The sequence below is a fragment of the Shewanella sp. c952 genome (genome assembly GCF_019654975.1).
In the GTDB taxonomy this organism is placed as follows: Bacteria; Pseudomonadota; Gammaproteobacteria; order Enterobacterales; family Shewanellaceae; genus Shewanella.
Genome location: NZ_BPEW01000002.1, coordinates 110,034 through 136,201, shown reverse-complemented (window position 1 = coordinate 136,201; position 26,168 = coordinate 110,034). Strand labels below are relative to the sequence as shown.

The 26,168-nt window shown below is 43.4% G+C and carries 19 protein-coding genes and 2 tRNA genes; 20 read left to right on the top strand and 1 reads right to left on the bottom strand.

Annotated elements, in window-relative coordinates; all coding sequences use genetic code 11:
- Positions 1 to 39 precede the first annotated feature (39 nt).
- The 14 genes from rlmE (at position 40) to rpsO (ending at position 13,383) form a co-directional block, all read left to right on the top strand.
- Positions 40 to 669 (top strand): 23S rRNA (uridine(2552)-2'-O)-methyltransferase RlmE, encoded by a 630-nt coding sequence (gene rlmE / locus K5R16_RS02390; protein WP_020911382.1) that lies wholly within the window; start codon positions 40 to 42, stop codon positions 667 to 669.
- 70 nt (positions 670 to 739) lie between these two features.
- Entirely contained in the window at positions 740 to 2,683 is a 1,944-nt protein-coding gene (gene ftsH, locus K5R16_RS02385) for an ATP-dependent zinc metalloprotease FtsH (protein ID WP_220735956.1), read from the top strand.
- 112 nt (positions 2,684 to 2,795) lie between these two features.
- Complete coding sequence (gene folP, locus K5R16_RS02380; protein WP_374758372.1) at positions 2,796 to 3,584, top strand: dihydropteroate synthase; 789 nt, start codon at positions 2,796 to 2,798, stop codon at positions 3,582 to 3,584.
- Positions 3,585 to 3,666: 82 nt separating this feature from the next.
- Positions 3,667 to 5,004 (top strand): phosphoglucosamine mutase, encoded by a 1,338-nt coding sequence (gene glmM, locus K5R16_RS02375; RefSeq protein ID WP_220735954.1) that lies wholly within the window; start codon positions 3,667 to 3,669, stop codon positions 5,002 to 5,004.
- Positions 5,005 to 5,189: 185 nt separating this feature from the next.
- Positions 5,190 to 5,972: a triose-phosphate isomerase gene (gene tpiA / locus K5R16_RS02370; protein WP_020911386.1), complete on the top strand. Its 783-nt coding sequence runs from the start codon at positions 5,190 to 5,192 to the stop codon at positions 5,970 to 5,972.
- A 2-nt stretch (positions 5,973 to 5,974) separates the two neighbouring features.
- Positions 5,975 to 6,310, top strand: coding sequence for a preprotein translocase subunit SecG (secG, locus tag K5R16_RS02365; RefSeq protein WP_220735953.1), 336 nt, complete (start codon positions 5,975 to 5,977; stop codon positions 6,308 to 6,310).
- Between the two features lie 110 nt (positions 6,311 to 6,420).
- Positions 6,421 to 6,507 (top strand) — tRNA-Leu (locus tag K5R16_RS02360).
- A 105-nt stretch (positions 6,508 to 6,612) separates the two neighbouring features.
- Positions 6,613 to 6,689, top strand: a tRNA-Met gene (locus K5R16_RS02355).
- Positions 6,690 to 6,848: 159 nt separating this feature from the next.
- Positions 6,849 to 7,304: a ribosome maturation factor RimP gene (gene rimP, locus K5R16_RS02350; RefSeq protein WP_220735952.1), complete on the top strand. Its 456-nt coding sequence runs from the start codon at positions 6,849 to 6,851 to the stop codon at positions 7,302 to 7,304.
- 27 nt (positions 7,305 to 7,331) lie between these two features.
- Positions 7,332 to 8,831, top strand: a complete 1,500-nt coding sequence (nusA, locus tag K5R16_RS02345) for a transcription termination factor NusA (protein ID WP_220735951.1) — start codon at positions 7,332 to 7,334, stop codon at positions 8,829 to 8,831.
- Between the two features lie 26 nt (positions 8,832 to 8,857).
- Positions 8,858 to 11,542, top strand: a complete 2,685-nt coding sequence (infB, locus tag K5R16_RS02340) for a translation initiation factor IF-2 (RefSeq protein WP_220735950.1) — start codon at positions 8,858 to 8,860, stop codon at positions 11,540 to 11,542.
- A 66-nt stretch (positions 11,543 to 11,608) separates the two neighbouring features.
- The gene (rbfA, locus tag K5R16_RS02335; RefSeq protein ID WP_220735949.1) at positions 11,609 to 12,037 is read left to right on the top strand and encodes a 30S ribosome-binding factor RbfA; all 429 of its coding nucleotides are present in this window, start codon (positions 11,609 to 11,611) and stop codon (positions 12,035 to 12,037) included.
- Positions 12,037 to 12,987, top strand: coding sequence for a tRNA pseudouridine(55) synthase TruB (gene truB, locus K5R16_RS02330; protein WP_220735948.1), 951 nt, complete (start codon positions 12,037 to 12,039; stop codon positions 12,985 to 12,987). The genes rbfA and truB overlap by 1 nt, the downstream gene beginning before the upstream one ends.
- A gap of 126 nt (positions 12,988 to 13,113) precedes the next feature.
- On the top strand, positions 13,114 to 13,383 hold the full coding sequence (rpsO, locus tag K5R16_RS02325; RefSeq protein ID WP_220735947.1) for a 30S ribosomal protein S15: 270 nt from the start codon (positions 13,114 to 13,116) through the stop codon (positions 13,381 to 13,383).
- 1,280 nt (positions 13,384 to 14,663) lie between these two features.
- Here rpsO and K5R16_RS02320 read toward each other — a convergent pair.
- Positions 14,664 to 16,706, bottom strand: coding sequence for an EAL domain-containing protein (locus K5R16_RS02320; protein ID WP_220736087.1), 2,043 nt, complete (start codon positions 16,704 to 16,706; stop codon positions 14,664 to 14,666).
- A gap of 201 nt (positions 16,707 to 16,907) precedes the next feature.
- Here K5R16_RS02320 and pnp point away from each other — a divergent pair, with 201 nt between their 5' ends.
- The 6 genes from pnp to K5R16_RS02290 all read left to right on the top strand — a co-directional run bounded on the left by pnp (position 16,908) and on the right by K5R16_RS02290 (position 25,669).
- Complete coding sequence (gene pnp, locus K5R16_RS02315; RefSeq protein WP_220735946.1) at positions 16,908 to 19,013, top strand: polyribonucleotide nucleotidyltransferase; 2,106 nt, start codon at positions 16,908 to 16,910, stop codon at positions 19,011 to 19,013.
- 197 nt (positions 19,014 to 19,210) lie between these two features.
- Positions 19,211 to 20,104, top strand: coding sequence for a lipoprotein NlpI (gene nlpI / locus K5R16_RS02310; protein ID WP_220735945.1), 894 nt, complete (start codon positions 19,211 to 19,213; stop codon positions 20,102 to 20,104).
- A gap of 153 nt (positions 20,105 to 20,257) precedes the next feature.
- The gene (prfC, locus tag K5R16_RS02305; RefSeq protein ID WP_220735944.1) at positions 20,258 to 21,838 is read left to right on the top strand and encodes a peptide chain release factor 3; all 1,581 of its coding nucleotides are present in this window, start codon (positions 20,258 to 20,260) and stop codon (positions 21,836 to 21,838) included.
- A gap of 357 nt (positions 21,839 to 22,195) precedes the next feature.
- Positions 22,196 to 22,960: a TatD family hydrolase gene (locus K5R16_RS02300; RefSeq protein ID WP_220736086.1), complete on the top strand. Its 765-nt coding sequence runs from the start codon at positions 22,196 to 22,198 to the stop codon at positions 22,958 to 22,960.
- A gap of 177 nt (positions 22,961 to 23,137) precedes the next feature.
- The gene (locus tag K5R16_RS02295; RefSeq protein WP_220735943.1) at positions 23,138 to 24,412 is read left to right on the top strand and encodes a NupC/NupG family nucleoside CNT transporter; all 1,275 of its coding nucleotides are present in this window, start codon (positions 23,138 to 23,140) and stop codon (positions 24,410 to 24,412) included.
- 339 nt (positions 24,413 to 24,751) lie between these two features.
- Positions 24,752 to 25,669, top strand: a complete 918-nt coding sequence (locus tag K5R16_RS02290) for an outer membrane protein OmpK (RefSeq protein WP_220735942.1) — start codon at positions 24,752 to 24,754, stop codon at positions 25,667 to 25,669.
- Positions 25,670 to 26,168: the final 499 nt, after the last annotated feature.

Genomic DNA, 26,168 nt, shown 5'->3' with positions numbered 1-26,168 from the left:
TATATGCTTTGTGTAACTCTCAATTGTTGCGGATTTTAAATGTCAGGTAAAAAACGAACAGCTAGTTCATCTCGCTGGATGCAAGAACATTTCGATGATCACTATGTCAAACTTGCGCAAAAGCGCGGTTTTAGGTCTAGAGCGGCCTTTAAGATAGAAGAGATCCAAGAGAAAGATAAACTTATTCGTCCGGGGATGACGGTTGTTGATTTAGGCGCCGCACCCGGCGGTTGGTCACAAGTGGCCGTTAAACTTGCTGGAGACAAAGGTAAAGTTATCGCATGTGACATTTTACCTATGGATCCCATTGTCGGCGTAGATTTTTTGCAAGGGGATTTTCGCGAGGAAAAAGTACTTGATGCGCTGCTGACCCGAGTCGGTGATGCGAAAGTGGATGTTGTGTTATCTGATATGGCACCAAACATGAGTGGTACAGGTGGGGTAGACCAACCTCGCGCTATGTATTTGGTAGAACTTGCATTAGACATGTGTCATCAAGTTTTGGCACCTAATGGCTGTTTTGCTGTTAAGGTCTTTCAGGGGGAGGGCTTTGACGAATACATGAAAGCAGTAAAAGAAGCATTTAAAACGGTTAAAACACGTAAGCCAGATTCTTCGCGACCACGATCGCGTGAAGTCTATCTTGTGGCGACTGGGTACAAGTTATAGTAATCTATCGTAAGTACTCTAACATTAGTTTTCGAAAGACTTTAAAAAGAGGTCGAGTAATTTGAGTGACATGGCTAAAAATTTAATTCTCTGGGTTGTCATCGCTGTTGTATTGATGTCAGTTTTTCAGGGCTATTCCCCCTCTTCTTCAAATAAGCAGAAGATGGATTATTCTACCTTTTTGGATGACGTAAAAGCTGGACAGGTTAGTACTGTTGAAGTGAAAAGCGATCAACGTACCATTGAAGGGACTAAGCGTACCGGTGAGAAGTTTGTCACCATTATGCCGATGCCGGATCTAGATCTAATCAATGATCTTGACCGTAAAGGCATCATGATGAAAGGCCAAGAAGCGGAAGAATCGGGTTTCTTGACCCAAATCTTTATCTCTTGGTTCCCAATGCTACTCCTTATTGGTGTGTGGATATTCTTCATGCGTCAAATGCAAGGCGGTGGTGGCAAAGGCGCTATGTCATTTGGTAAGAGTAAAGCCAAACTGATGAGTGAAGACCAAATTAAAACGACTTTTGCTGATGTCGCTGGTTGTGACGAAGCGAAAGAAGACGTTAAAGAGTTGGTTGATTACCTGAAAGAGCCAACACGTTTCCAAAAGTTGGGTGGCCGAATTCCTACAGGTGTTTTGTTAGTAGGTCCTCCAGGTACTGGTAAGACGCTAATTGCTAAAGCCATTGCCGGTGAAGCGAAAGTGCCTTTCTTTACTATTTCAGGTTCTGACTTTGTTGAAATGTTTGTTGGTGTTGGTGCATCTCGTGTACGTGACATGTTCGAGCAAGCTAAAAAGTCAGCTCCTTGTATTATCTTCATTGATGAAATCGATGCGGTAGGTCGCCAGCGTGGCGCCGGCGTGGGTGGTGGTCATGATGAGCGTGAGCAAACATTGAACCAAATGTTGGTTGAAATGGATGGCTTTGAAGGTAACGAAGGTGTAATTGTCATCGCCGCGACTAACCGTCCTGACGTACTTGATGCTGCATTATTGCGTCCTGGTCGTTTTGACCGTCAAGTTGTTGTTGGTTTGCCTGATGTTCGTGGCCGTGAGCAAATTCTTAAAGTACATATGCGCAAAGTACCTTTGGCCGACGGTGTTAAGGCAAGTGTTATTGCCCGTGGTACTCCAGGTTTCTCAGGTGCAGATTTGGCTAACCTTGTTAATGAAGCCGCGCTGTTTGCTGCTCGTAACAGTCGCCGTGTCGTTGGCATGGAAGAGTTCGAAAGTGCAAAAGATAAGATCATGATGGGTGCTGAGCGCCGCACTATGGTGATGTCTGAAGAAGAGAAAGAGATGACGGCATACCACGAAGCGGGTCATGCTATCGTTGGTTGTTTGGTGCCTGAGCACGATCCTGTGCATAAGGTGACTATCATTCCACGCGGTCGAGCACTGGGGGTAACATTCTTCCTTCCTGAAGCCGATGCGATTAGTCAAAGCCGACGTAAACTTGAAAGCCAGATCTCAGTTGCTTATGGTGGTCGTCTAGCTGAAGAGATTATTTACGGAACAGAAAAAGTATCGACCGGTGCGTCGCAAGATATTAAGTACGCGACATCTATTGCGCGTAACATGGTGACTCAGTGGGGCTTCTCTGAAAAGTTAGGCCCAGTACTTTACGCTGAAGATGAAAATGAAGTCTTCTTAGGTCGTAGCATGGGTAAGTCGCAGCATATGTCAGATGACACTGCTCGAATTATTGATGCTGAAGTTAAGATGCTGATTGACTCTAACTACGACAGGGCTCAAAAGTACCTGACTGAAAATATGGATATTCTTCATGCAATGAAAGATGCTTTGATGAAGTATGAAACCATTGATTCAAATCAGATTGATGACCTAATGGAACGTCGCGAAGTGCGTATGCCTGCTGAGTGGGAGAAAGACAAGCAGTCTGACGACAACGACAGTAACGGTGCTTCTTCTGAGAAGAAAGAACAGACTGACGACACTGAAGAGAAAAAAACGGATGTAAGTGATGCGGACGAATCACCTGCTAAGTAATCTTTAGTTAATTTGAGAAAGCCCCTTTATGGGGCTTTCTTGTTTATGGAGCTTTATTTTGTCGATATTAACTAGTGGTGATAAATCATTAGATTTAACTACAGCGGTTATTATGGGGATCCTTAACGTTACCCCTGACTCTTTTTCTGATGGTGGAGCATACTCTTCATTTGAAAGAGCCTGCCGTCAAGCAGATAGCATGGTCGAGCATGGAGCGACGTTTATTGATATTGGTGGTGAGTCAACAAGACCTGGAGCTAAGGAAGTCAGCGAGAAGGATGAGCTTGCCCGCGTGATCCCGTTGATTGAGTATGTTGCAAACAAGCATGCTGTTTGGATATCAATCGATACCAGTAAGCCTGGAGTCATGAGTGCGGCTGTGGCGGCAGGAGCGCACCTCATCAATGATGTTAGAGCTTTACAAGAACCTGGTGCGTTAACAGCGGCTAGTGAGCTTAATGTTCCCGTATGCCTTATGCATATGCAAGGACAACCTCGTACTATGCAGCAAGCGCCAATCTATGCTGACGTTGTTGAAGATATAGCGGCATTTTTTAAGCAGCGTATTGAGCAATGTGTTCAAGCAGGTATTAAGCGTGACAACATAGTGCTTGATCCAGGATTTGGATTTGGTAAATCATTAGCGCATAATTATGAAATATTACAGCGCTTTGCTGAATTTGAAGCTTTTAAGCTACCATTGTTAGCTGGAATGTCTCGAAAAAGCATGTTCGGTCAGTTACTTAATCGTGATGTATCACAAAGATTAAGTGCGTCTCTTGCTGCTAATATGTTAGCCCTGCAGGCGGGAGCCGATATAGTGCGTGTACATGATGTACAGGAAACAGCCGATATGATGGCTGTGCTCAACGCAACTAAAAATTACAAGGATTTAAGTTAGACTCTTGTTCAGCTTAAATGAAGTATTATTTGGTAGAATATGTGCATTCGTTTCTACCCACAGCTATTAGTTTGGAGTTTTCGTGAAGCAAAGACAATTTTTTGGTACCGACGGTATTCGTGGCAAGGTCGGTGCAGGTAAGATGACACCTGAGCTTGCCCTCAAACTGGGTTGGGCGGCGGGACGTGTATTATCTCGAGCGGGTACCCATAAAGTTATTATTGGTAAAGATACCCGTATTTCAGGTTATCTATTTGAATCAGCGCTAGAGGCGGGCTTATCTGCTGCGGGTCTAGATGTCATGTTAATTGGCCCAATGCCAACGCCAGCGGTCGCATACTTGACCCGTACATTCCGTGCAGAAGCCGGGATTGTGATCAGTGCTTCCCATAACCCTTATTACGACAACGGTATTAAATTCTTTTATACCGATGGTAGTAAGTTAGAAGATGCAGTAGAGCTTGAAATCGAGGCTGAATTAGAAAAGCCGTTAACTTGCGTGGAATCTCACTTATTAGGCAAAGTTGGTCGTATCGATGATGCAGCTGGCCGCTATATTGAATATTGTAAAAGTCACTTCCCTGCAGAGCAGACTTTAAGTGGCTTAAAGATTGTGGTTGATTGTGCTCATGGCGCAACATACCACATCGCACCAAGTGTATTTAAAGAGCTTGGCGCTGAAGTTATCGCTATTGGTGATAAACCCAATGGCCTGAACATCAACGATAAAGTTGGTGCAACTTCAATGGCTAAAATTTGTGAAACCGTGTTGGAAGAAAATGCTGACTTAGGGATCGCACTTGACGGTGATGGCGATCGGATCATGATGGTGAACCGTTATGGTCGAGTGATTGATGGCGATGAGATCCTCTACATTCTTGCCTGTGATGCGCAAAAACGTGGCGTATTGCAAGGCGGAGTGGTTGGTACATTGATGTCTAACCTAGGTTTAGACTTAGCACTGCAGACACTTGATATTCCGTTTGTACGCTCCAAAGTGGGCGACCGTTATGTGATGGAATTATTAAAAGAGCATGATTGGAAGATTGGCGGCGAAAACTCCGGCCACATTCTAAACCTTGATCATGGTACAACCGGTGATGGTATTGTGGCGGGTATATTGGTACTAGCAGCCATGCGTCGTCAAAGTGCTAGCCTCGAGGAACTCACTGCAGGCATAACCATGTTGCCTCAAGTCCTGGTTAATGTTCGTTTTGAAGGCGCTGATGACCCGTTGTCGTCAGAGGTGGTACTTGCAGCAAAAGCTGAGGTTGAACAGAAACTTGGTGCTAGAGGGCGTGTATTGCTGCGTAAATCTGGTACAGAGCCGTTACTTAGGGTGATGGTTGAAGGCGACGATCGAGCTGACGTGACGCAATTTGCAAACGACATAGCAGATGCTGTCCGTAATCTAGTGTAGACTTGCTGCTTGGTTAGAATTGTTTGCTGTTTATGATGCTGTAAAAATGCGCGTTTCGAGCATATAACGCCTTGGTCGAGTAAAAAGTATGCGTTCTAACCGAGTTTATTAAAAATTACGCCTTTAGGTATTGTAAGTTAACAAGTGGTTCGCTATTATTCACGCCGCTTTCAGAGGAGACAGTGATGGCACTAAGACGTCCCATGGTCGCTGGTAATTGGAAAATGAATGGCAGTGCGCAACTCGCGCAAGAGTTATTCAAAAAATTCGCTACCAAGCTCCAAAATGATTCAGCGGAAGTAGTTTTGTGTCCGCCTTCTATTTATTTAGAAAGTGTTCGACAGCTGCTAGATGAAAATAAAGAAGCCTTAAACGGTTGTCTTGTCAGAATGGGTACGCAGAACGTCAGTCAACATGACTTCGGTGCTTATACTGGTGAAATATCTGGACAGATGTTAAAAGATTCAGGATGTCGATATGTTATTATCGGCCATTCAGAACGTCGCCGTATGTACGGAGAGACGAGTGACATCGTAGCAGAGAAATTTGCTGCAGCTCAAAAACATGGTTTGACGCCAATATTATGTGTTGGTGAGTCAGGTCCAGCTCGTGAAGCAAGACGTACTTTTGAAGTTATTGCCGAAGAGTTAGACGTGGTCATTGAAAAAAATGGCACCATGGCTTTTGACAACGCAATTATCGCCTACGAGCCATTATGGGCAGTAGGAACCGGTAAGAGCGCTACGCCAGAGCAGGCACAGGAAGTTCATGCGTTTATTCGCAAACGCCTCTCTGAAGTATCTCCATTTATCGGAGAAAATATCAGGATTTTGTACGGTGGTAGCGTAACACCGAGTAACGCAGCAGATTTATTTGCGCAGCCTGATGTAGACGGTGGCTTGATTGGCGGTGTTAGCCTGAATGCTACTGAATTTCTCAGTCTATGTACGATAGCGATGAGCGCATAAATATGTATGAAGTTCTAATGGTTATATACTTGTTGGTAGCGATTGGCCTAGTAGGCATGATCCTTATCCAGCAAGGTAAAGGTGCAGATATGGGGGCCTCTTTTGGCGCCGGCGCATCTGGTACTCTGTTCGGTTCATCAGGTTCTGGTAACTTCTTGACTCGTTCAACTGCAATTTTGGCAATAGCGTTTTTTGCTTTAAGTCTTACTATTGGTAACTTAAGTGCAAACCACACTCAATCTGAAGATGCATGGAACGATTTAGGTAGCGATGCAGCACAAGCTGTTGAGCAAGTTCAGCAGGGCGCTGAAAAGTCAGAAGATAAAATCCCTGACTAATCCATAGTAACTTATGGAGACTATTAATCAGATAGATTAATAGAGATTGTTAAAATGACTATTAACCTCTAAACGTGGTCATTATTAAAAGCAATCAACGTAGAAATTATGCGGATGTGGTGGAATTGGTAGACACGCCAGCTTGAGGGGCTGGTGAGCGAAAGCTCGTGGGGGTTCAAGTCCCCCCATCCGCACCAAATCTTTGATTTTGTTTAATGACCAAGTCAAAGGTAATAAAGTGGCTAGTTAAGCCCTTTATTATTGCAAGTAGAGGTGATTCTCAATATACTTGCACAAGTTGTCGCGGGGTGGAGCAGTTTGGTAGCTCGTCGGGCTCATAACCCGAAGGTCATCGGTTCAAATCCGGTCCCCGCAACCAGCTTCCCAGTAAAGGATTTCGATCCTATACTGTTACAGGTTCTGGATATATCAACCTCGTCATTACGGGGTTTTTTGTTATCTGGGACTTACAAAACTGTCATGAAAATGACTTTTTACTGGGGCTATTAGGCCCTTTTTTGTTTTTCTGGGGGTAACCTTGGCTACATTAGAACGCAAACTGGTAGAGATGCTCAAAGCACCAGTTGAAGCATTAGGCCACGAGCTTTGGGGTTTGGAATATATTCAAGCAGGTAAGCACTCTATCTTGCGTCTATATATAGACAACGAAAAAGGCATTTTTATTGAGGACTGTGCAGAGACCAGTCGTCAAGTTAGTGCTGTTATGGATGTTGAAGACCCAATCTCAACTGAATACACACTCGAAGTTTCTTCACCTGGTGTAGATAGACCACTGTTCACAGCTGAGCAGTATCAACTCTACGTCGGTGAGACTGTAAAAGTACAAGTAACGATGCCTGTTGCAGGTAGTCGTAATTTAAAAGGAACCGTTATTGGCGTAGAGGGGCAAATGCTTACTCTGTCGGTAGACGGCAACGAACTGATAGTTGCCTTGGATAATATCCGTAAAGGCAATTTAATCGCTAAGTTTTGATGAATTCAAGGTGAACGAGGCAAGAGAATGAATAAAGAGATCCTGCTAGTCGCTGAGGCGGTTTCAAATGAGAAAGGTGTACCTCGCGAAAAGATTTTTGAAGCGTTGGAAATTGCACTAGCCACAGCAACCAAGAAAAAATATGAAGGTGACATTGAAGTACGTGTTGCCATTGATCGCAAAACTGGTGGTTACGAAACATTCCGTCGTTGGATGGTTGTTGAAGACACTGGCGAGCCGTTAGAGAACCCTTTCCGCGAAATTACGCTCGAAGCAGCTGTATACGATGATCCTGAGATTGAGCTTGGTGGCTTTATCGAAGATGAAATCGATTCAGTGGCATTTGACCGTATTACGACGCAAACTGCAAAGCAAGTAATCGTACAGAAAGTACGTGAAGCTGAACGTGCACAGATTGTTGACCAATTTCGCGATCGCGAAGGTGAGCTAATTGTTGGTGTTGTTAAGAAAAGTAACCGTGAGAGCGTGGTTGTTGATTTGGGTAGTAATGCTGATGGCGTACTGTTCAAAGAAGACCTTATCTCGCGTGAGTCTTTCCGCCCTGGTGACCGTGTTAGAGCATTGCTTTACTCAGTACGTCCAGAAGCGCGTGGCGCTCAGTTGTTCTTAACTCGTACTAAATCAGAGATGCTCATTGAGCTTTTCCGTGTTGAAGTACCAGAAATTGCTGATGAGATGATCGAAATCATGGGCGCAGCTCGTGATCCTGGCTCTCGCGCAAAGATTGCAGTTAAGTCTAACGACCGTCGTATCGATCCTATCGGTGCGTGTGTTGGTATGCGTGGTGCACGTGTTCAAGCCGTTTCAAACGAGCTTGGCGGTGAGCGTGTTGATATCGTGCTTTGGGATGATAATCCAGCACAATATGTTATCAACTGTATGGCGCCAGCTGATGTTGCTTCAATTATTGTAGATGAAGACAACCACTCAATGGATATCGCTGTTGAAGCTGATAGCTTAGCGCAAGCAATTGGTCGTAATGGTCAAAACATTCGTTTAGCAACTCAACTATCTGGTTGGGAACTTAACGTAATGACTGTTGATGATATGAAAGCTAAGCATCAAGCAGAAAGCGCTAAAGTGGTGAACTTGTTTATCGACTCATTAGATGTTGATGGCGAGTTTGCCCAAGTTCTGGCTGACGAAGGCTTTACCTCTTTAGAAGAGATTGCTTACGTACCAACATCAGAGCTACTAGAAATAGAAGGATTTGACGAAGATATCGTTGAGTCTTTAAGAGAACGTGCAAAAGCGGCGATCTCAACTCGCGCACTTGCGACTGAAGAAGCACTTGATGGTGCTGAACCAAGTGAAGACCTACTAGCTTTAGAAGGTTTGGATAGACACTTGGCGTTCGTAATGGCAAGCATAGGCGTAATCACGCTAGAAGATTTAGCCGAACAAGGCATTGATGATTTGATCGAAATTGAAGAATTAACAGAAGAAAAAGCAGGTGAGCTCATTATGGCTGCCCGTAATATCTGTTGGTTTGGCGAAGAAGCATAAGTCGATCAACAGAGGGGAATTTAATAATGGCAGATACTACAGTAGACAAACTAGCCAAAGAAGTTGGGAAAAGTGCTGATCGACTCGTCGAGCAATTTTCTCAGGCTGGTATCAAGAAATCGGCAAACGATACGGTTTCAGAATCTGAAAAACAGCAGTTGCTTGATTTTCTTAAGAAGCAACACGGTGGCGATGCTGCACCACAGAAAATGACATTACAACGTAAGTCAGTTTCTACATTGAGCGTTGCAGGCAGTGGCGGTCAATCAAAAGACGTTAAAGTTGAAGTTCGTAAGAAGCGTACTTTTGTTAAACGCGACGAAGCACAAGAAGCTGAATTAGCGGCAACGGCGAAAGCTGAAGAAGAAGCTAAAGCAGCAGCGGCAAAAGCTAAAGCCGATGCTGAAGCAAAACAGAAAGCCGATGCAGATGCTAAAGCGAAAGCTGAAAAAGCAGCGAAAGCTAAATCTGAGAAGCAAGAAGCGGCTCCAGCACAAACTGCTGATGAAAAAGCTGCTAAAGATGAAGCTGATCAGCTTCAAGCTGCTAAAGATGAAGTTGCTAAAGCCAAAGCTGATACTGAAGCTGCAGCAGCAACTGAAGAAGCACGCCGCCTAGCTGAAGAAAATGCTAAGCGTTGGGCTGATGAAGAAAAAGCACGTAAAGAAGCTGAAAAGACGGGTGATCACCATGTGACTACCTCTACAGAAGCTCGTGCTGCTGAAGATACTGCCGATGCTAACGCTGAAAAACGTGGACGTCGTCCTCGTAAACCTTCTGCAAATGCTGGCAACAATGCTAACCCAAATGCAAATGCGGGTTCAGGTCGTCCAGGTGGTAAAGGTAAGCGCGGTAAAGATAACCGTCGTGACAACCGTAACTCTCGTAACTCGCGTAATGCACGCAGTGTTGCACCTGAGTCTATGGACCAAGCATTTAATAAGTCTGCCGTTGTTGTTAAAGCAGAAGTTAGCATTGGTGAAACGGTTTCAGTTTCTGAACTTGCTTCAAAGATGTCAATTAAAGCAACTGAAATTATCAAGCAGATGATGAAGATGGGCTCTATGGTTACTATTAACCAAGTCCTAGATCAAGAGACTGCACAGCTAGTTGCTGAAGAAATGGGTCACAAAGTGATTCTAACTCGTGAAAACGAGCTTGAGCATCAAGTTCTTGCTGACCGTAACGGTGACGTGAAAGTTGAGCCACGTGCTCCAGTAGTGACTATCATGGGCCACGTTGACCATGGTAAAACATCGCTACTTGATTACATTCGTCGTGCAAAAGTTGCTTCTGGCGAAGCCGGTGGCATTACTCAGCATATTGGTGCTTACCACGTTGAAACGGGTAACGGCATGATCACCTTCCTTGATACTCCTGGTCACGCTGCGTTTACCGCAATGCGTGCTCGTGGTGCCAAGGCAACGGATATTGTTATTCTTGTTGTTGCAGCAGATGATGGCGTTATGCCACAAACAATCGAAGCTATCCAGCATGCTAAAGCAGGCGGTGTGCCACTGATTGTTGCAGTGAACAAGATTGATAAGCCGGAAGCGGATCCTGAGCGTGTTAAGTCTGAGCTGTCTCAACATGGCGTAATGTCAGAAGACTGGGGCGGAGAGAACATGTTTGTTCACGTTTCAGCTAAGAGCGGCGAAGGTATTGATGAATTACTAGAAGGTATCCTTCTAGAATCTGAAGTATTAGAGCTTAAAGCGGTTCGTGAAGGTATGGCTGCTGGTGTTGTTGTTGAATCTAAGCTTGATAAAGGCCGTGGTCCAGTTGCAACCGTGCTTGTACAGGAAGGTACACTGAAGCAGGGCGATATCGTTCTTTGTGGACTTGAGTACGGTAAAGTCCGTGCCATGAAAGATGAAAACGGTAAAGCAATTACTGAAGCTGGCCCATCAATTCCAGTAGAGATCTTAGGTCTTTCTGGCGTGCCATCAGCCGGTGATGAAGCCACTGTTGTACGTGATGAGCGTAAAGCGCGTGAAGTCGCACTTTACCGTCAAGGCAAGTTCCGTGACGTTAAGCTGGCTCGCCAGCAGAAGTCTAAGCTTGAAAACATGTTCGCCAATATGGTTGAAGGTGAAGTTCAAGAGCTTAACTTGGTACTTAAAGCTGACGTACAAGGTTCGCTTGAAGCAATCGCTGATTCGCTTAATAAGCTGTCAACTGACGAAGTTAAAGTTAACATCATCGCTCGCGGTGTAGGTGGACTGACTGAGACAGACGCAACATTAGCTGCAGCATCTAACGCTATTATGGTTGGCTTTAACGTTCGTGCTGATGCACAAGCGCGTAAAGTAGTCGATAGCGAAAGTGTTGACCTACGTTACTACAGCATCATCTATCAATTGATTGATGAAGTTAGAGACGCGATGGGTGGCATGCTAGCGCCAGAATTCAGACAAGAAATTATTGGTCTTGCTGAAGTTCGTGACGTATTTAAGTCTCCTAAGATTGGCGCAATCGCTGGTTGTATGGTGACTGAAGGTACTATTAAGCGTAGCGCTCCAATCCGTGTTCTACGTGAAAACGTTGTTATTTACGAAGGTGAGCTAGAATCTCTACGCCGCTTCAAAGATGACGTTAGCGACGTCCGTAACGGCATGGAATGTGGTATCGGTGTGAAGAACTATAATGACGTCAGAGTTGGCGATCAGATTGAAGTCTTCGAAACCGTTGAGATAGCACGTACACTGTAACCTATCTCATAACATATAGGGGCGGCGTCAGCCGCCCTTACTTTTTGATAAGATGGCAAATATATTATGGCAAAAGAATTTAGTCGTACACGCCGTATCGCACAGCAGCTCCAACAAGAGCTGGCACAAGTGCTACAACGTGATATGAAAGACCCTCGTATTGGGTTTGTGACGGTTAATGATGTCGATGTTTCACGTGACTTGAGCTATGCCAAGGTATACGTGACTTTCTTTGAAGAAGACGAAAAGCTTGTTCAAGAGAAAGTTGAAGCATTAGATGCCGCAGCAGGCTATATCCGTTCACTGGTAGCAGGTCGTATGAAATTACGCGTGATGCCAGAACTGCGCTTTATCTATGACAGTTCACTGGTTGAGGGTATGCGCATGTCTAACCTTGTTAGCCGAGTGATCAGTGATGATGAAGCTAAGCAACAAGAGCACGGCACAGCAGAAAACGTTAAGCAAGACAGTGACAAGGCTGAGGACGACAAGTAATGGCTCGTCGTTCTCGTGGTCGTCATATAGATGGTGTGTTGTTGCTAGATAAAGACACTGGCATGAGCTCGAACTTTGCATTGCAAAGAGTTAAACGCTTTTTTAATGCAAACAAAGCGGGTCATACTGGTGCGCTTGATCCCTTAGCGACAGGCATGTTGCCTATATGCTTAGGTGAAGCCACTAAGTTTTCACAGCACCTTCTCGATGCTGATAAGCGTTACATAGTCACTGCTAAGCTTGGTCAGCGCACTGATACTAGCGATTCCGACGGCGAAGTTGTTCAGACTCGTGAAATTGACTTTACTCAAGAGCAGCTTGATACCGCACTTGAGTATTTTCGCGGTAAAACGATGCAAGTGCCGTCGATGTATTCCGCGCTTAAATATCAAGGCCAGCCCTTGTATAAATATGCGCGTGAAGGCATTGAAGTACCGCGTGAAGCGCGCCCTATCAATGTATTCGAGCTTAACTTTATTAGCCTAGAAGGCGATGAGTTAACCTTAGATATTCATTGCTCTAAAGGGACTTATATCCGAACCATTACTGATGATTTGGGTGAGATGCTCGGCTGTGGCGCTCATGTGATAATGCTGCGACGTACTCAAGTCGCGGGTTATCCATACGACAATATGGTCTCTCTGGCTCAGCTAGAGGCGCTAGTCGCTAAGGTTGAGGCTGAGTCATTAACTTTAGCAGAGGTATTAGATCCGCTTCTTCTACCTATGGACACCGCGGTAAGTGATTTCAAAGAGATCAACGTCTCTGATGATATCGCTCCGTTCTTAATGAATGGTAACCCTGTCCAGGTTGCAAATTTGCCCGTTGATGAGCTTGTGCGTATCACTTTAGGTGTTGAGCGTAAGTTTGTTGGTATTGGTCAGATGAATGATGATGGACTGCTTGCGCCGAAGCGACTTATTGTTTTAAGAGATGAGTCAGCCGAATAGCAATTATTTGCGATGCGGGTAAGAAATCTAGTTGCTACTACTTAGCTTAATGGGTAGAATAGCGCGCTCACTTTGGCTGAGTTAGTGATCGGCTAAAGATTTTTAATTATTATTTTGGAGATAGAAATGTCACTAAGTGTTGAAGCTAAAGCTAAAATCCTAGCTGAATTTGGTCGTTGTGAAAATGATACTGGTTCTTCTGAAGTTCAAGTTGCTCTGCTAACTGCGCAGATCAACCACCTACAAGGTCACTTCAAAGAGCACATCCATGATCACCATTCACGTCGTGGTCTACTACGTATGGTTAGCACACGTCGTAAACTTCTTGCATACCTTAAGCGTACTGAAAATATTCGTTACCAAGAGCTTATCAAGAAGTTAGGTCTACGTCGTTAATCTTTAATTAGATAACGTTCGACCTATTAAAAGGAGGCATAGCCTCCTTTTTTTGTGCCTGTAATTTAGGAAAACTTGGTTTTTTAAACTGATACCAATAGCATTAAAAGTTTGACCATTCAGCGTTTTTCTAGCCGCACTACGTGAACCCATCAGTCTTTCCACTTCTGCTTTGCATTGGCTTAAAAGGGAATAACCATTTCTTTACCAATGCGCTTTGAATTGAAAAGATTGAGGGGCTCTGAACGGGTCAAATACTAAATGTAATTGGTATGAAACGATGCTAATAGCGCTAATTTCTGCAGACTGAAGGTTTCTGTGGCTGCTAAGTCCGGATTGTTAGAGAGTCCTTAACAAAGCTGAGTCCAAAGCGCCTCGTTACCATGCCTCTGCAAGCTATGTTATTGTCTAGGTTGAAGTCTCAATTGCTAACAAATACCAATCAATATAAAGGTTCGTTCGCTCAGCGAGAGTTTAGCGGCTTTGGGGTAAGTTCATTAAATGCTCCTCGGTAACTGCTCCAGGGTTACCCTATCTTCGATATCCATATCGTCGTGTATTAATGACCTTCACCCTATCTGACCTGCAGGAATGGAGGGAATGCCTTAATCATCTCAGGAACAAGCTTGGTCATGTGGTGTGCTGTGAGTGGAGAGCATAGTTATGCCAACTCCGCTAAAGAGTTGCTCATTCAGCGGCAGTTAAAATCACTTTAGACAAGTAAGTCGCTTATCGCTAATCGTTATTCTCGGCTCTGGCATGCTGCTTCGCTCTCGATAATTGCTCCTGCATCATTCTACCTTCGACGGTCCTTGGTCTAGTACCTCCTAAATCGGACTGCCAAGGAGGGCCAGAACGTCTTATTTTGTATGGGAAAAAATAGACCATTTAGTTGTATATTGAAGGCCACATGCGCTGTATTAAGTGATTTCCCCATGCCTTAAATATCAGCCGCACGTTGTGATCGCCTCAGGGCTTTGACTGCTACGTTGCATTATCTCAAATGGAATAACCATTTCTTCCACAATGCGCCTTGAATTGAAAGCCCTGAGAAAGCTCTGAACTGAGTATATGCTTAATGGAATTGCTATTAAACGAGGTTCAAGCTCATTAACGTGGCATCAGAGCCGCTAAAACTCGCCTGTAAAGAGTGCTTTTGGCTTGCAACTTCTGCGTTGAATAGACTCATAAGGGAATAACCATCGTGTCTTTTACCGATCTTGAATTAGCTCGCTAAAAAACACTCTGAGTAGATCAACTTCTTATACTGATTGGTATAATTAGCTTACCGTTTTAGCCTCAGCGCTATATTGCTTAATATATTTATCTTCAAATATGTTTAGCGGTAAGGGTTTACTAAAGTAATAGCCTTGTCCTATTAAGCAATCACGTTCCTGTAACCACTCTAACTGGGCTTCGTTTTCAATGCCTTCCGCGACTATCTTTAAACCCAATTGTTTTCCTAACATTAATATAGTTGAGGCTATTGCACTTTCTTGTGGAAGGTCAGATACAAAACAACGGTCTATTTTTATAGTCGTGATGGGTAAGTGACGTAGATACGACAATGAAGAGTAGCCAGTGCCAAAGTCATCAACAGCAATGCCAAAACCAGCTGAACGCAGCTCTTCTAGCTTTTTTATCGCTAATTGAACATCATCCATTAATGAGGTTTCAGTGATCTCAATCTCTAATAACTCAGGGGCTATTTGATAGCGTAGCGCCGCCTTTTTGATATCGGGTACGAGGCTTGAATGTTCGAACTGTTGTGAGGCAACATTGACAGCAATAGGTAAAGAAAAGTTGTATTCATTTTGCCATTTCTTAATGGTGCGACAACTCTCTTCTATTACCCATTGCCCAAGTGGGATAATGATACCGGTTTCTTCTGCGACAGGTATAAATGACATAGGACTAATTAATCTGCCATCTTTCTGCCATCTAATTAAGGCTTCACAGCCAATAAGTTGCCCTGTTTGAATATCTAGCTTAGGTTGAAAGTGTAGAACGAACTCTTTATTTATAAGTGCATCATGCAGTGATGCTTCGGTTCTTAATCGCACCGCGGCACGCTCAGTCATCTGCTGCTTGAAAAAGGCCCACTGGTTAGTTCCCGCCGCTTTGGCGCTGTACATGGCGATATCGGCGTGGCGGATAAGATCTTCTGCAGCTAGACCATCATCAGGAAATATAGAGATACCTATAGACGCTGCAGGATGAATCGCATGCTCATTTAACTGCATTTGAGTATTGAGTTTGAGTAAAAGTTTGCTGACAAAATCGGCAGCTTGGCAGGGGGTACTAAGGCCGTCTGCTAGAATAACAAACTCATCCCCACCTAAGCGTGCCACCGTACCTTTTTCAGCAACAGAATCTTCTAAAATTCGAGCGATCCGCACCAGAAATTGGTCGCCTAAGGCGTGCCCTAGGGAGTCATTGATATTTTTAAACCTGTCCAAATCAATAAATAGCAATACAAACTGTACTTTCTGAACTTTAGCTCTTTGTATTGTGACCGCAATGGTTTCAAGCAGCAGTGCTCTATTGGGTAAGCCTGTTAGCGCATCTCTTGTCGCCATTTTTCTAAGCTTGTTTTGCGTTCTTGAGAACTGCACCAATATTTGATTGAGTTTACTGATTACAAGGCCTAGTTCGTCGTCTCTGTGAGCTCGAGATGTTGGAAGCAGGTTTTCAGCCGGCGATTCGGGATCTATTTTATCAATCGCTTCGCTTATCCTAGCAATAGGTTGAGTTAAGAATCGATGGAAAACAATTGATAACACCAGTGTCAGCAGAAAGGCGCGAGTTAAGGTTGCCCACAAACTGTATCGTAAGGTTGAAAATAACGATAGGGTTAGTTCCTGCACATCATAATGAACTGTTAACTGACCTATTAGTTCTTGTTTATAGTCATTATTAGTAAAATTTGGGCGGTATAATAAACGGGATACTTGATTAAGATCGCCAAAGAGTTCTTTGCTTATTTTTGTGAACAATCCAGATACTTGCATATTGTTCGAATTTTTGACGGCAACAAAACGACTATTATCATCAAGTTCAATAGTTGCAGAACCAATATTATCGACCTTTAATAGGCCTTGAATGGTTTGAGTTGCCAATGTTTCGTCCATCGCCCAGACTGCATTTGTTGCTGGTTGTTCGACAGAATCAAGTAGTTCTTGCTGCGTTGAAATCAACTGTTGGCGCTCATTGACAAAAACTAGCGAAATTTCAACTAGAAAAATGGCAAAAGCAAAAAATAACGTTGAAGAAACAACAAGTATTGTTTGCTTCCACGTGAGTGATTTGAAATTTTCCTTTATCAACTTTTTTCCTTTATTTTAATAGCTTATGCATGCTTAGGTAGGTGTTTAGTTGTGTTTAGGGAAACATTGATAGCGTAATATGCACACTTTAGAGAAAAGATTCCGCTTTGTCATTAATCTATTCTCTTTATCTATTGAATAAACTTGCAGTATACTTACGCGCGTAATTAAGGTAATTAAATTTAAGGAATGGTTCACGTGAATCCAATCGTAAAGAGTTTTGAATATGGTCAGCACACAGTTACATTAGAAACTGGTGTTATTGCACGTCAAGCAGACGCCGCTGTTTTAGCAAGTATGGGTGATACAACAGTCCTTGTTACTGTTGTCGGAAAGAAAGCTGAAGAGCCTGGTCGTGACTTTTTCCCACTAACGGTTAATTACCAGGAAAAGACATATGCTGCTGGTAAAATCCCAGGTGGATTTTTCAAACGTGAAGGTCGTCCATCTGAAAGCGAAACACTGATTGCACGCCTAATTGACCGTCCAATTCGTCCACTATTCCCAAATGGCTTCAAGAATGAAGTTCAGGTAATTATCACAGTTGTTTCTGTTGATCCTGAAATCAATCCAGACATTATTTCAATGATTGGTACTTCAGCAGCATTAGCCATCTCAGGCCTACCTTTCAATGGCCCTCTAGGTGTTGCTCGTGTTGGTTATACAAACGGCGAATACGTTCTTAACCCAGATGTGACTCAGCTTGTTGATAGCGAGCTTGACTTAGTTGTTGCTGGTACTGAAGGCGCAGTTCTGATGGTTGAATCAGAAGCCGCTTCTCTACCAGAAGAAGTCATGCTTGGTGGTGTGGTTTATGGCCATGACCAGCAGCAAGTAGTGATCAATGCTATTAGCGAGCTTAAAGCTGAAGCTGGCAAGCCTGCATGGGACTGGACAGCTCCAGTTCAAGACGCAGACCTTGTTGCTAAAATTAAAGATTTGGCTGAGGCCGACATGGCCGCTGCTTACCAAATCGAAGTTAAGCAAGATCGTTACGCTCAAGTTGGCGTTGTTAAATCTGCTGCTAAAGAAGCATTATTGGCTGAAAACCCAGACGCTGATTTGCGCGAAATCGACGGCCTTCTTGGTAGTTTAGAGAAGAAAGTTGTTCGTAGCCGCATCATTGCGGGTAACCCACGTATCGATGGCCGTGAGCCAGACATGGTTCGTGCACTAAACGTGATGGCTGGTGTACTTCCACGTACACACGGTAGCTCACTGTTTACTCGTGGTGAAACTCAAGCTCTTGTTACTTGTACTCTTGGTACAGAACGTGATGCACAGAAAGTTGACAGCATCATGGGCGAATACACCAACCGCTTTATGCTTCACTACAACTTCCCTCCATACTCTGTGGGTGAAACTGGTTTTGTTGGTTCACCTAAGCGCCGCGAAATCGGTCACGGTAAGCTAGCATGGCGTGGTATTAACGCTGTTATGCCTTCTGCAGAAGAATTTCCGTACAGCGTTCGTGTTGTATCTGAGATCACTGAATCAAATGGTTCAAGCTCAATGGCTTCTGTATGTGGTACTTCACTTGCGCTTATGGATGCAGGTGTACCAATTAAGACATCAGTTGCTGGTATCGCAATGGGTCTAGTTAAAGAAGGTGACGATTTCGTTGTTCTTTCAGACATTCTAGGTGATGAAGATCATCTTGGTGACATGGACTTTAAAGTAGCGGGTACTCGTGACGGTATCACTGCACTGCAGATGGATATCAAGATTGAAGGTATCACTAAAGACATCATGCAGATTGCTCTACAGCAAGCCTATGGCGCGCGTGTTCATATCCTAAACGTGATGGACCAAGCGATTGGTTCACATCGTGATGATATCTCTGATCACGCACCACGTATCACTACTCTTAAGATTAATCCTGAGAAGATCCGTGACGTTATTGGTAAAGGTGGTGCAACAATTCGTGCACTTACTGAAGAGACTGGTACTACGATTGAACTTGAAGATGACGGCACAGTTAAGATTGCTTCTTCAAATGGCGAAGCAACTAAAGAAGCTATCCGTCGTATCGAAGAGATCACTGCTGAAGTTGAAGTTGGTACTGTTTACAACGGTAAAGTTGTTCGTATCGTCGATTTCGGTGCATTCGTGACAATTCTTCCAGGTAAAGATGGTCTAGTTCATATTTCTCAAATCGCTGAAGAGCGTGTTGCGAATGTGTCTGACTACCTAGAAGTTGGCCAAGAAGTTAAAGTTAAAGTAATGGAAGTTGACCGCCAAGGTCGTGTGCGTCTTTCTATGAAAGAAGCTGCGCCAAAAGCTGAAGCTCCTGCTGCAGAGTAAACGTTAATCGTTTATTCAAAAGGAGGCCCTAGTGGCCTCCTTTTTTGTTGGTGTTATTTACCGCTTTATATAGCAAGGTTTCTCGCCGTAGTTGGGATTATTTGCTGTAAATGAGATTATTTTTCAATTCCTTGATAGCAGTAGTAACAGGGGATTGCTATGATTGGAGCTATTGCTGAACTCAAAAGGTTAAATGGATGAATCAAAAGATGCGTACCACTGCAATTGCAGTGATGGCTGGGATCAGTATATTGCTGACCGGATGTGTATCAACTCAAGCAGGTAGTAACCAACCTGACGCTATTAAAGTTGCTCCTGTTTCCCCTGACTATAAGCTTGAGATAACGTTAGCTAAGCTAAATGAAATACTTTCAAGCATGGAGTTAACCCAAGAGCAGCGTGCACGCTTCCATTATGACCGCGGTGTGATTTATGACCGAGTTGGTTTGCGTATTCTAAGCCGAATTGATTTCCACCAGGCATTGAAGTTACAACCTAACCTTGCCGACGCGTATAACTTCCTTGGTATTTACTATACCCAAGAAAATGAGTTCGAAAGCGCCTATGAGGCATTTGATGCGGTACTTGAGTTGTCTCCAGAGTACGATTATGCCTATCTTAATCGCGGCATCTCGCTTTATTATGGAGAGCGCTCTGAATTAGCCGTATCGGATATGGATATGTTTTATAGCCGCGACCCATCTGATGGTTATCGTGTGTTATGGCTTTTCCTTGCTGAACGAGAAATCGATGAGCAAGCCGCTACCGCCAGAATGATTGAGAACCGCGCTAAGTTGAACCCCGACGCTTGGTCAAGTGCCTTAGTTGACTACTACCTAGGTAAAAAAGATAAAGAAGCTGTGTTCGCGTTAGCTAAAGAGGGGTTAAAGCATCCGAATGAATATGCTGAGCGTTTATGTGAAGCCTATTTTTATATGGCAAAAATTGCCCAATATCGCGGTGATAATGCCGAGGCAGCTAATTACTTCCGCTTAGCATTAGCGACAAACATCTATGACTTTGTTGAGCATAGATATGCGCGTCTCGAACTTGCAAGAGTTGGTGCCGCAATGAGTCCTGCCGTTAACTAAGCCTGAATGATCCTCTATAAGCCTCCTATATGGGGGCTTTTTTATTGGCTGAATGAGATTTTGAATTCGTTTTAAGCTGCTGCACTGGTAGCCAAAATATAGGTGAACAGCTATAATTGCCGCCTTTGTGAACTCCCAGAATTACAGGTATACATGTCAGGCTATAAAGTTGAGGTCGACAAGCGTCGCACTTTCGCCATCATCTCTCACCCAGATGCGGGTAAAACCACCATTACTGAAAAGGTTCTTTTATTCGGCAACGCTTTGCAAAAAGCGGGCACAGTAAAAGGCAAAAAATCAGGTCAGCACGCTAAGTCTGACTGGATGGAGATGGAAAAAGACCGTGGTATCTCGATTACTACTTCTGTGATGCAGTTTCCATACAATGATGCGTTAGTAAACCTTCTTGACACACCTGGTCACGAAGACTTCTCTGAAGATACTTACCGTACGCTAACCGCTGTAGACTCATGTCTGATGGTGATCGATTCAGCTAAAGGTGTAGAGCAGCGTACCATTAAGTTGATGGAAGTGACTCGTTTGCGCGATACGCCAATTGTCACCTTTATGAACAAACTCGACCGAGATATTCGAGATCCAATTGAGTTGATGGATGAAGTTGAAGAGGTGCTAAACATTAAGTGTGCACCCATCACTTGGCCAATTGGTGCCGGTAAAGAGTTTAAAGGTGTGTACCACCTTTTACGCGATGAGGTGATTTTGTACCAAAATGGTATGGGTCACACCATTCAAGACTCAAAAGTCATTAAAGGACTAGATAATCCAGAACTTGACGAAGCAATCGGCAGCTATGCTGAAGAGATCCGTGATGAAATGGAGTTAGTGGCTGGCGCGGCTCACGAATTTGATCGTGAACAGTTTCTTAAAGGCGAGCTAACCCCGGTTTATTTTGGTACCGCATTAGGTAACTTTGGTGTTGACCATATTCTTGACGGTATCGTTGAATGGGCGCCTATCCCACAAGCGCGTGAAACGGAAGCGCGTAATATTGAGCCAATAGAATCTAAATTCACTGGTTTCGTGTTTAAGATCCAAGCCAATATGGATCCTAAGCATCGTGATCGTGTCGCGTTTATGCGGATCTGTTCTGGGCGTTATGAGCAGGGCATGAAGATGCATCATGTACGTTTAGGTAAAGATGTAAACGTTAGCGATGCGTTGACCTTTATGGCGGGCGATCGAAACCGTGCAGAGGCTGCCTACCCTGGTGATATTATTGGTTTGCATAACCACGGTACGATTCGCATTGGTGACACCTTTACTCAAGGCGAGAAGTTACGCTTTACCGGTGTACCAAACTTTGCTCCAGAGATGTTCCGTCGTATTCGCCTCAAAGATCCATTAAAGCAAAAACAGCTGCTAAAGGGCTTAGTACAGCTTTCTGAAGAGGGCGCCGTACAGGTATTTAGACCATTAGACAGTAATGACTTGATTGTAGGTGCCGTTGGTGTGCTGCAATTTGAAGTGGTTGTAGGTCGCCTAAAGACTGAATATAAGGTCGAAGCTATCTATGAAGCTATCAGTGTTGCAACTGCACGCTGGGTTTATTGTGATGATCATAAAAAGCTGGACGAATTCAAGCGTAAGTGCAGCATGAACTTAGCACTTGATGGCGGTGATAACCTCACTTATATCGCACCGACAATGGTGAATTTGAACCTTTCGATGGAACGCTACCCTGATATTGAGTTTGCTAAGACGCGTGAGAACTAATCTTAGTCACTGATATTTGATACTCGATACTGAAACCCAAGCCATGGCTTGGGTTTTTTATTGGCTGTTTATTGTTAAGTTGAAGCAGTCAAAGATTTGATTCATTGCTTCTATTCTTTTATGACTCGAATGCGTTACGAGTTCTTCACTTAGACGGCTAAGCGTCATTGCTCAAGCCTTGCACTAGGAGCATTATTCCTTACGGTAAAGAATCGAACAAAAACTAAGCTCGAAAGAACAACCGACCCTAGTATTACAATAATAGGGAGACTTGTTATATTGACCTTTGATAGTGAGCGAACAGAGAGATAAGCCATGACATTATTAGTGAATGATGAACAGTTAAAAGTATTTCCAATGATAGATAGTCACGCTCATTTGGATTTTAGCGAGTTTGATCACGATAGAGGCGAACTGTTTCAACAGATAAGGGCGCAGGGGATTGAGCAAGTTGTGATCCCTGGCGTTTCAGAAGACAAATGGGCAAACCAAATTCGCATTGCCAAGCAGTTTGATTGTCCCTTTGCATTAGGTGTACACCCTTGGTTTTGTGATTTGATGACAGCGCAAACGTTACCTAATCTCAGGGAGTTGTTATTAGGATCGCAGCAAGGTGGAAAACTTGTAGCAATTGGCGAGTGCGGTTTAGATAAGTTACATAAAAGTAATTTCGCAACACAATTATCGGTATTTAGAGCTCAAATTTCGCTCGCTGAAGAGTTTGACCTACCTCTCATTATTCATTGTGTTAAAAGCCATGAAGAGATGCTTAACCAGCTCAAAGTCAGTAACAACGCCAGAAAAGGGGTGATCCATGGCTTTTATGGCGGACCCGAGTTGGCATCACGTTATGTTCATTTAGGTTATAAGTTAGGTATTGGCGGATTACTTTTGAATGATAATGCTCATAAGTTGCAACGAACAGTGGCTGAATTACCCCTCAATGCATTCGTGTTAGAAACCGATTCACCTGCTATGAGGCCTCAAAATAGTGATAATGATCGTAATTCACCACTTATTTTGCCTTTATTACTTAAAAAAATGGCAAGTTTGCAGAAAAAAACTAATGTTCTTGTATCAGAACAGCTGTATTTGAATGTTTCGCAACTCTTTGACCTTTAGTTTTATTTTGATTGAACAGATGTAACTCGCATCATAATAACTAACGAAATCATTGAAATAAAACTTCAAAAATTTGATCAAGACGACGCTTTTGAGCGTCTGGTCGGGTATAATCGACCGCGGAAAAAGGTTGGTTAACAACATAATTAAAAAGTATTAACAATAGGGTGATGGTTAATGGATATTTTAATGAGTTTAGTAGGGGTGGTCACCTTACTAGCGATCGCTTTCGGGCTTTCAAATAATAAAAAAGCAATTAACAAACGTACTGTTCTAGGTGCACTAGCAATTCAAGCCGCTTTCGGTGGTTTCGTATTGTATGTACCAGTTGGACAAGAAGTACTTGGTGGCGTTTCAATGGGTGTTGCCAGTGTTATTGGTTACTCTCAAGCTGGTATCGACTTCCTATTTGGTGGTCTAGGTACTGACGCTATGTTCGCAAACGGTGTTGGCTTCGTCTTCGCTATTCGCGTACTACCTGTAATTATCTTCTTCTCTTCTTTGATTGCTGTTCTTTACTACCTTGGCATCATGCAGATGGTAATTAAGTTCATCGGTGGTGGTCTTCAGAAAGCATTGGGCACAAGCCGTACTGAGTCTATGTCTGCTACTGCAAATATCTTCGTAGGTCAAACTGAAGCGCCATTAGTTGTACGTCCATTTATTGCGACTATGACTAACTCAGAGCTATTCGCTATCATGGTTGGTGGTCTTGCATCTATCGCTGGTGCGGTACTTGCTGGTTACGCTGGTATGGGCGTTAAGATTGAGTACTTAGTTGCTGCATCTTTCATGGCCGCTCCTGGTGGTCTAATGATGGCTAAGCTTATCCATCCTGAGACTGAAGACACTAAAAACGAAATGGGCGATCTGCCTGAAGACACTGACAAGCCAGCTAACGTTATTGACGCTGCTGCTGCCGGTGCTGCTTCTGGTATGCATTTAGCACTAAACGTTGGTGCAATGCTTCTAGCATTCGTTGGTCTTATTGCAATGCTTAACGGTATGTTAGGCGGCCTTGGTGGACTAGTTGGTTTCGAGAATCTTTCTCTAGAGCTTATCTTAGGTTACTTGTTCATGCCTTTAGCATTCCTAATCGGTGTGCCTTGGAATGAAGCAATGGTTGCTGGTTCTTTCATTGGTCAGAAGATCATTGTTAACGAATTCGTTGCTTACCTAAACTTTGCTCCATACCTAAAAGATATTGCTGATGGCGGTATAGTTGTTGCTGAAACTGGTGTTGCTATGACTGATAGAACTAAAGCTATCATCTCATTCGCACTATGTGGATTTGCTAACTTATCTTCAATCGCAATTCTACTTGGTGGTCTAGGCGCTATGGCTCCAAGCCGTCGTCACGACCTTGCTAAGCTTGGTGTTCGTGCGGTTATCGCAGCATCACTAGCAAACCTTATGAGTGCAACACTTGCTGGTCTATTCCTAGCATTGTAAGCCTCAAATTGACTGAGTGGCATGTGTTGCTCAGTCTTGGTTCTGCTCACTCAGAGCAGAGCCACAATTAAGTCAATCGTTTTCCAATTACAAAGTTTTACGGAATGATCAATAACTAAGATTAGGGATTATTTCGACTTAAATACGACAATAACAATGATCAGACAAAATAATCTGTCGACAAATCATGACTTTGTTCGAATGTTAAAACTTAGTGTTCGCATTTTTACATAAATAGTGTTGAAGTTTGACATAAATTAAGTAGAATGCGCGCCATAAAAAAGAAACGCTGACTCTTCATAAAGTCGAGCAGCAAACCATAAATAAATGGGGTTGATGATGAAAAACGTTAAAACTATCGCACTAGCTACAGCACTAGCAGCTACAGCTACAATGGCAGCACCTACTTTTGCAGCAGATCGCGGCGAAGATATCCGCTCTGGCGATTACAGCTGGATGCAGTTCAACGCAATGTACGCGTTCAATGAACTTCCACGTTCTGACGCTGATGACGGCGGACATGATTACCTAGAGATGGAATTCGGCGGCCGCGCTGGTGTTGTTGACTTATACGGTTATGTTGATGTATTCAACCTAACTAACAGCAGTTCTGGTGACAAAACTGCTGGTAAGAGCAAGATGTTCATGAAGTTTGCGCCTCGTTTCTCTATCGATGCAATAACTGGTTGGGATCTTTCTCTTGGTCCTATCCAAGAAGTTTACTTCTCAACTCTATTCAACTGGGGTGGTGGTGCAATTAGTGGCCAGAGCATTTCGTTTGATGTTGAAGGAGCTGAAGGTCCTTCAGTTATCAATAATCCTGGTGACGTAAATATGTCATTCTGGGGGATCGGTGCTGATGTTATGGTTCCATGGTTAGGTAAAACTGGCATGAACCTATATGGCGCATACGATTTTAACACTAAAGATTGGAACGGTTACCAGTTCTCTATGAACTGGTTCAAGCCCGTAATGAACTTTGACAATGGTAGCTTTGTTTCTTTCCAAGGTTATGTTGATTACCAGTTCGGTGCTGACGAAGTTAAAGCTTATGACGACAACGGCGACTTCGTAAATACTACATTTACTTCAAGCGGTGGTGCAGCTTACTTTGGTCTGCATTGGCATTCAGAGAACTATGCACTAGGTTATGGTCTTAAAGCATACAAAGATGTATACCTTCTTAAAGATGACGGAACATTTGGCCTAGAGTCAACTGGTTTTGCACATTACCTAACAGCTACTTACAAGTTCTAAGCATCGCTTAAAGAACAGTTAAGTATCTGTCAGAGCCGCGAAATATCGCGGCTCTAACTATCTTCTAAACATATTGATGTTGAACCTTTAATTTTTATTTCGATTTTTAGTCATTTTGGTAACGCAAACAGATTAATTTTTACTTAAGCATGAACTATATTTAATTAGCTTGTTTAGGTAAGTATTAATTGAAAGTGATATAAGATTTATTACGCGCTAAAAAGGACTTTTCGCGGAAAGGCAGACATAAGCAGTATCTATCTCCCTTCCCGGTCTTCATGGATTCAAGTCGTGACACTAGTGTCAAGATTATTGCAATGCAAAGACGTTGCAATGTTGGATACCTGAATATTGACCTTAAGTTGAGCATCATCAATCGATGCCCATCATTAAGGTTTGGCAATGCTCGAAGGCCCGGCCCATAACTATAATCAAAACAGCCACCTCTAAGCGCAGCTATACGACAAATTTCTATCAAAATTTTACTATTTGAATATGT

Coding starts and splice junctions, on each gene's coding strand:
- secG (WP_220735953.1), top strand. CDS start 5,975: ATGTATGAAGTTCTAATGGTTATATACTTGTTGGTAGCGATTGGCCTA.
- nlpI (WP_220735945.1), top strand. CDS start 19,211: ATGAATCAAAAGATGCGTACCACTGCAATTGCAGTGATGGCTGGGATC.
- rbfA (WP_220735949.1), top strand. CDS start 11,609: ATGGCAAAAGAATTTAGTCGTACACGCCGTATCGCACAGCAGCTCCAA.
- K5R16_RS02290 (WP_220735942.1), top strand. CDS start 24,752: ATGAAAAACGTTAAAACTATCGCACTAGCTACAGCACTAGCAGCTACA.
- rlmE (WP_020911382.1), top strand. CDS start 40: ATGTCAGGTAAAAAACGAACAGCTAGTTCATCTCGCTGGATGCAAGAA.
- K5R16_RS02295 (WP_220735943.1), top strand. CDS start 23,138: ATGGATATTTTAATGAGTTTAGTAGGGGTGGTCACCTTACTAGCGATC.
- truB (WP_220735948.1), top strand. CDS start 12,037: ATGGCTCGTCGTTCTCGTGGTCGTCATATAGATGGTGTGTTGTTGCTA.
- nusA (WP_220735951.1), top strand. CDS start 7,332: ATGAATAAAGAGATCCTGCTAGTCGCTGAGGCGGTTTCAAATGAGAAA.
- infB (WP_220735950.1), top strand. CDS start 8,858: ATGGCAGATACTACAGTAGACAAACTAGCCAAAGAAGTTGGGAAAAGT.
- tpiA (WP_020911386.1), top strand. CDS start 5,190: ATGGCACTAAGACGTCCCATGGTCGCTGGTAATTGGAAAATGAATGGC.
- ftsH (WP_220735956.1), top strand. CDS start 740: ATGGCTAAAAATTTAATTCTCTGGGTTGTCATCGCTGTTGTATTGATG.
- rpsO (WP_220735947.1), top strand. CDS start 13,114: ATGTCACTAAGTGTTGAAGCTAAAGCTAAAATCCTAGCTGAATTTGGT.
- K5R16_RS02300 (WP_220736086.1), top strand. CDS start 22,196: ATGATAGATAGTCACGCTCATTTGGATTTTAGCGAGTTTGATCACGAT.
- folP (WP_374758372.1), top strand. CDS start 2,796: ATGGGGATCCTTAACGTTACCCCTGACTCTTTTTCTGATGGTGGAGCA.
- prfC (WP_220735944.1), top strand. CDS start 20,258: ATGTCAGGCTATAAAGTTGAGGTCGACAAGCGTCGCACTTTCGCCATC.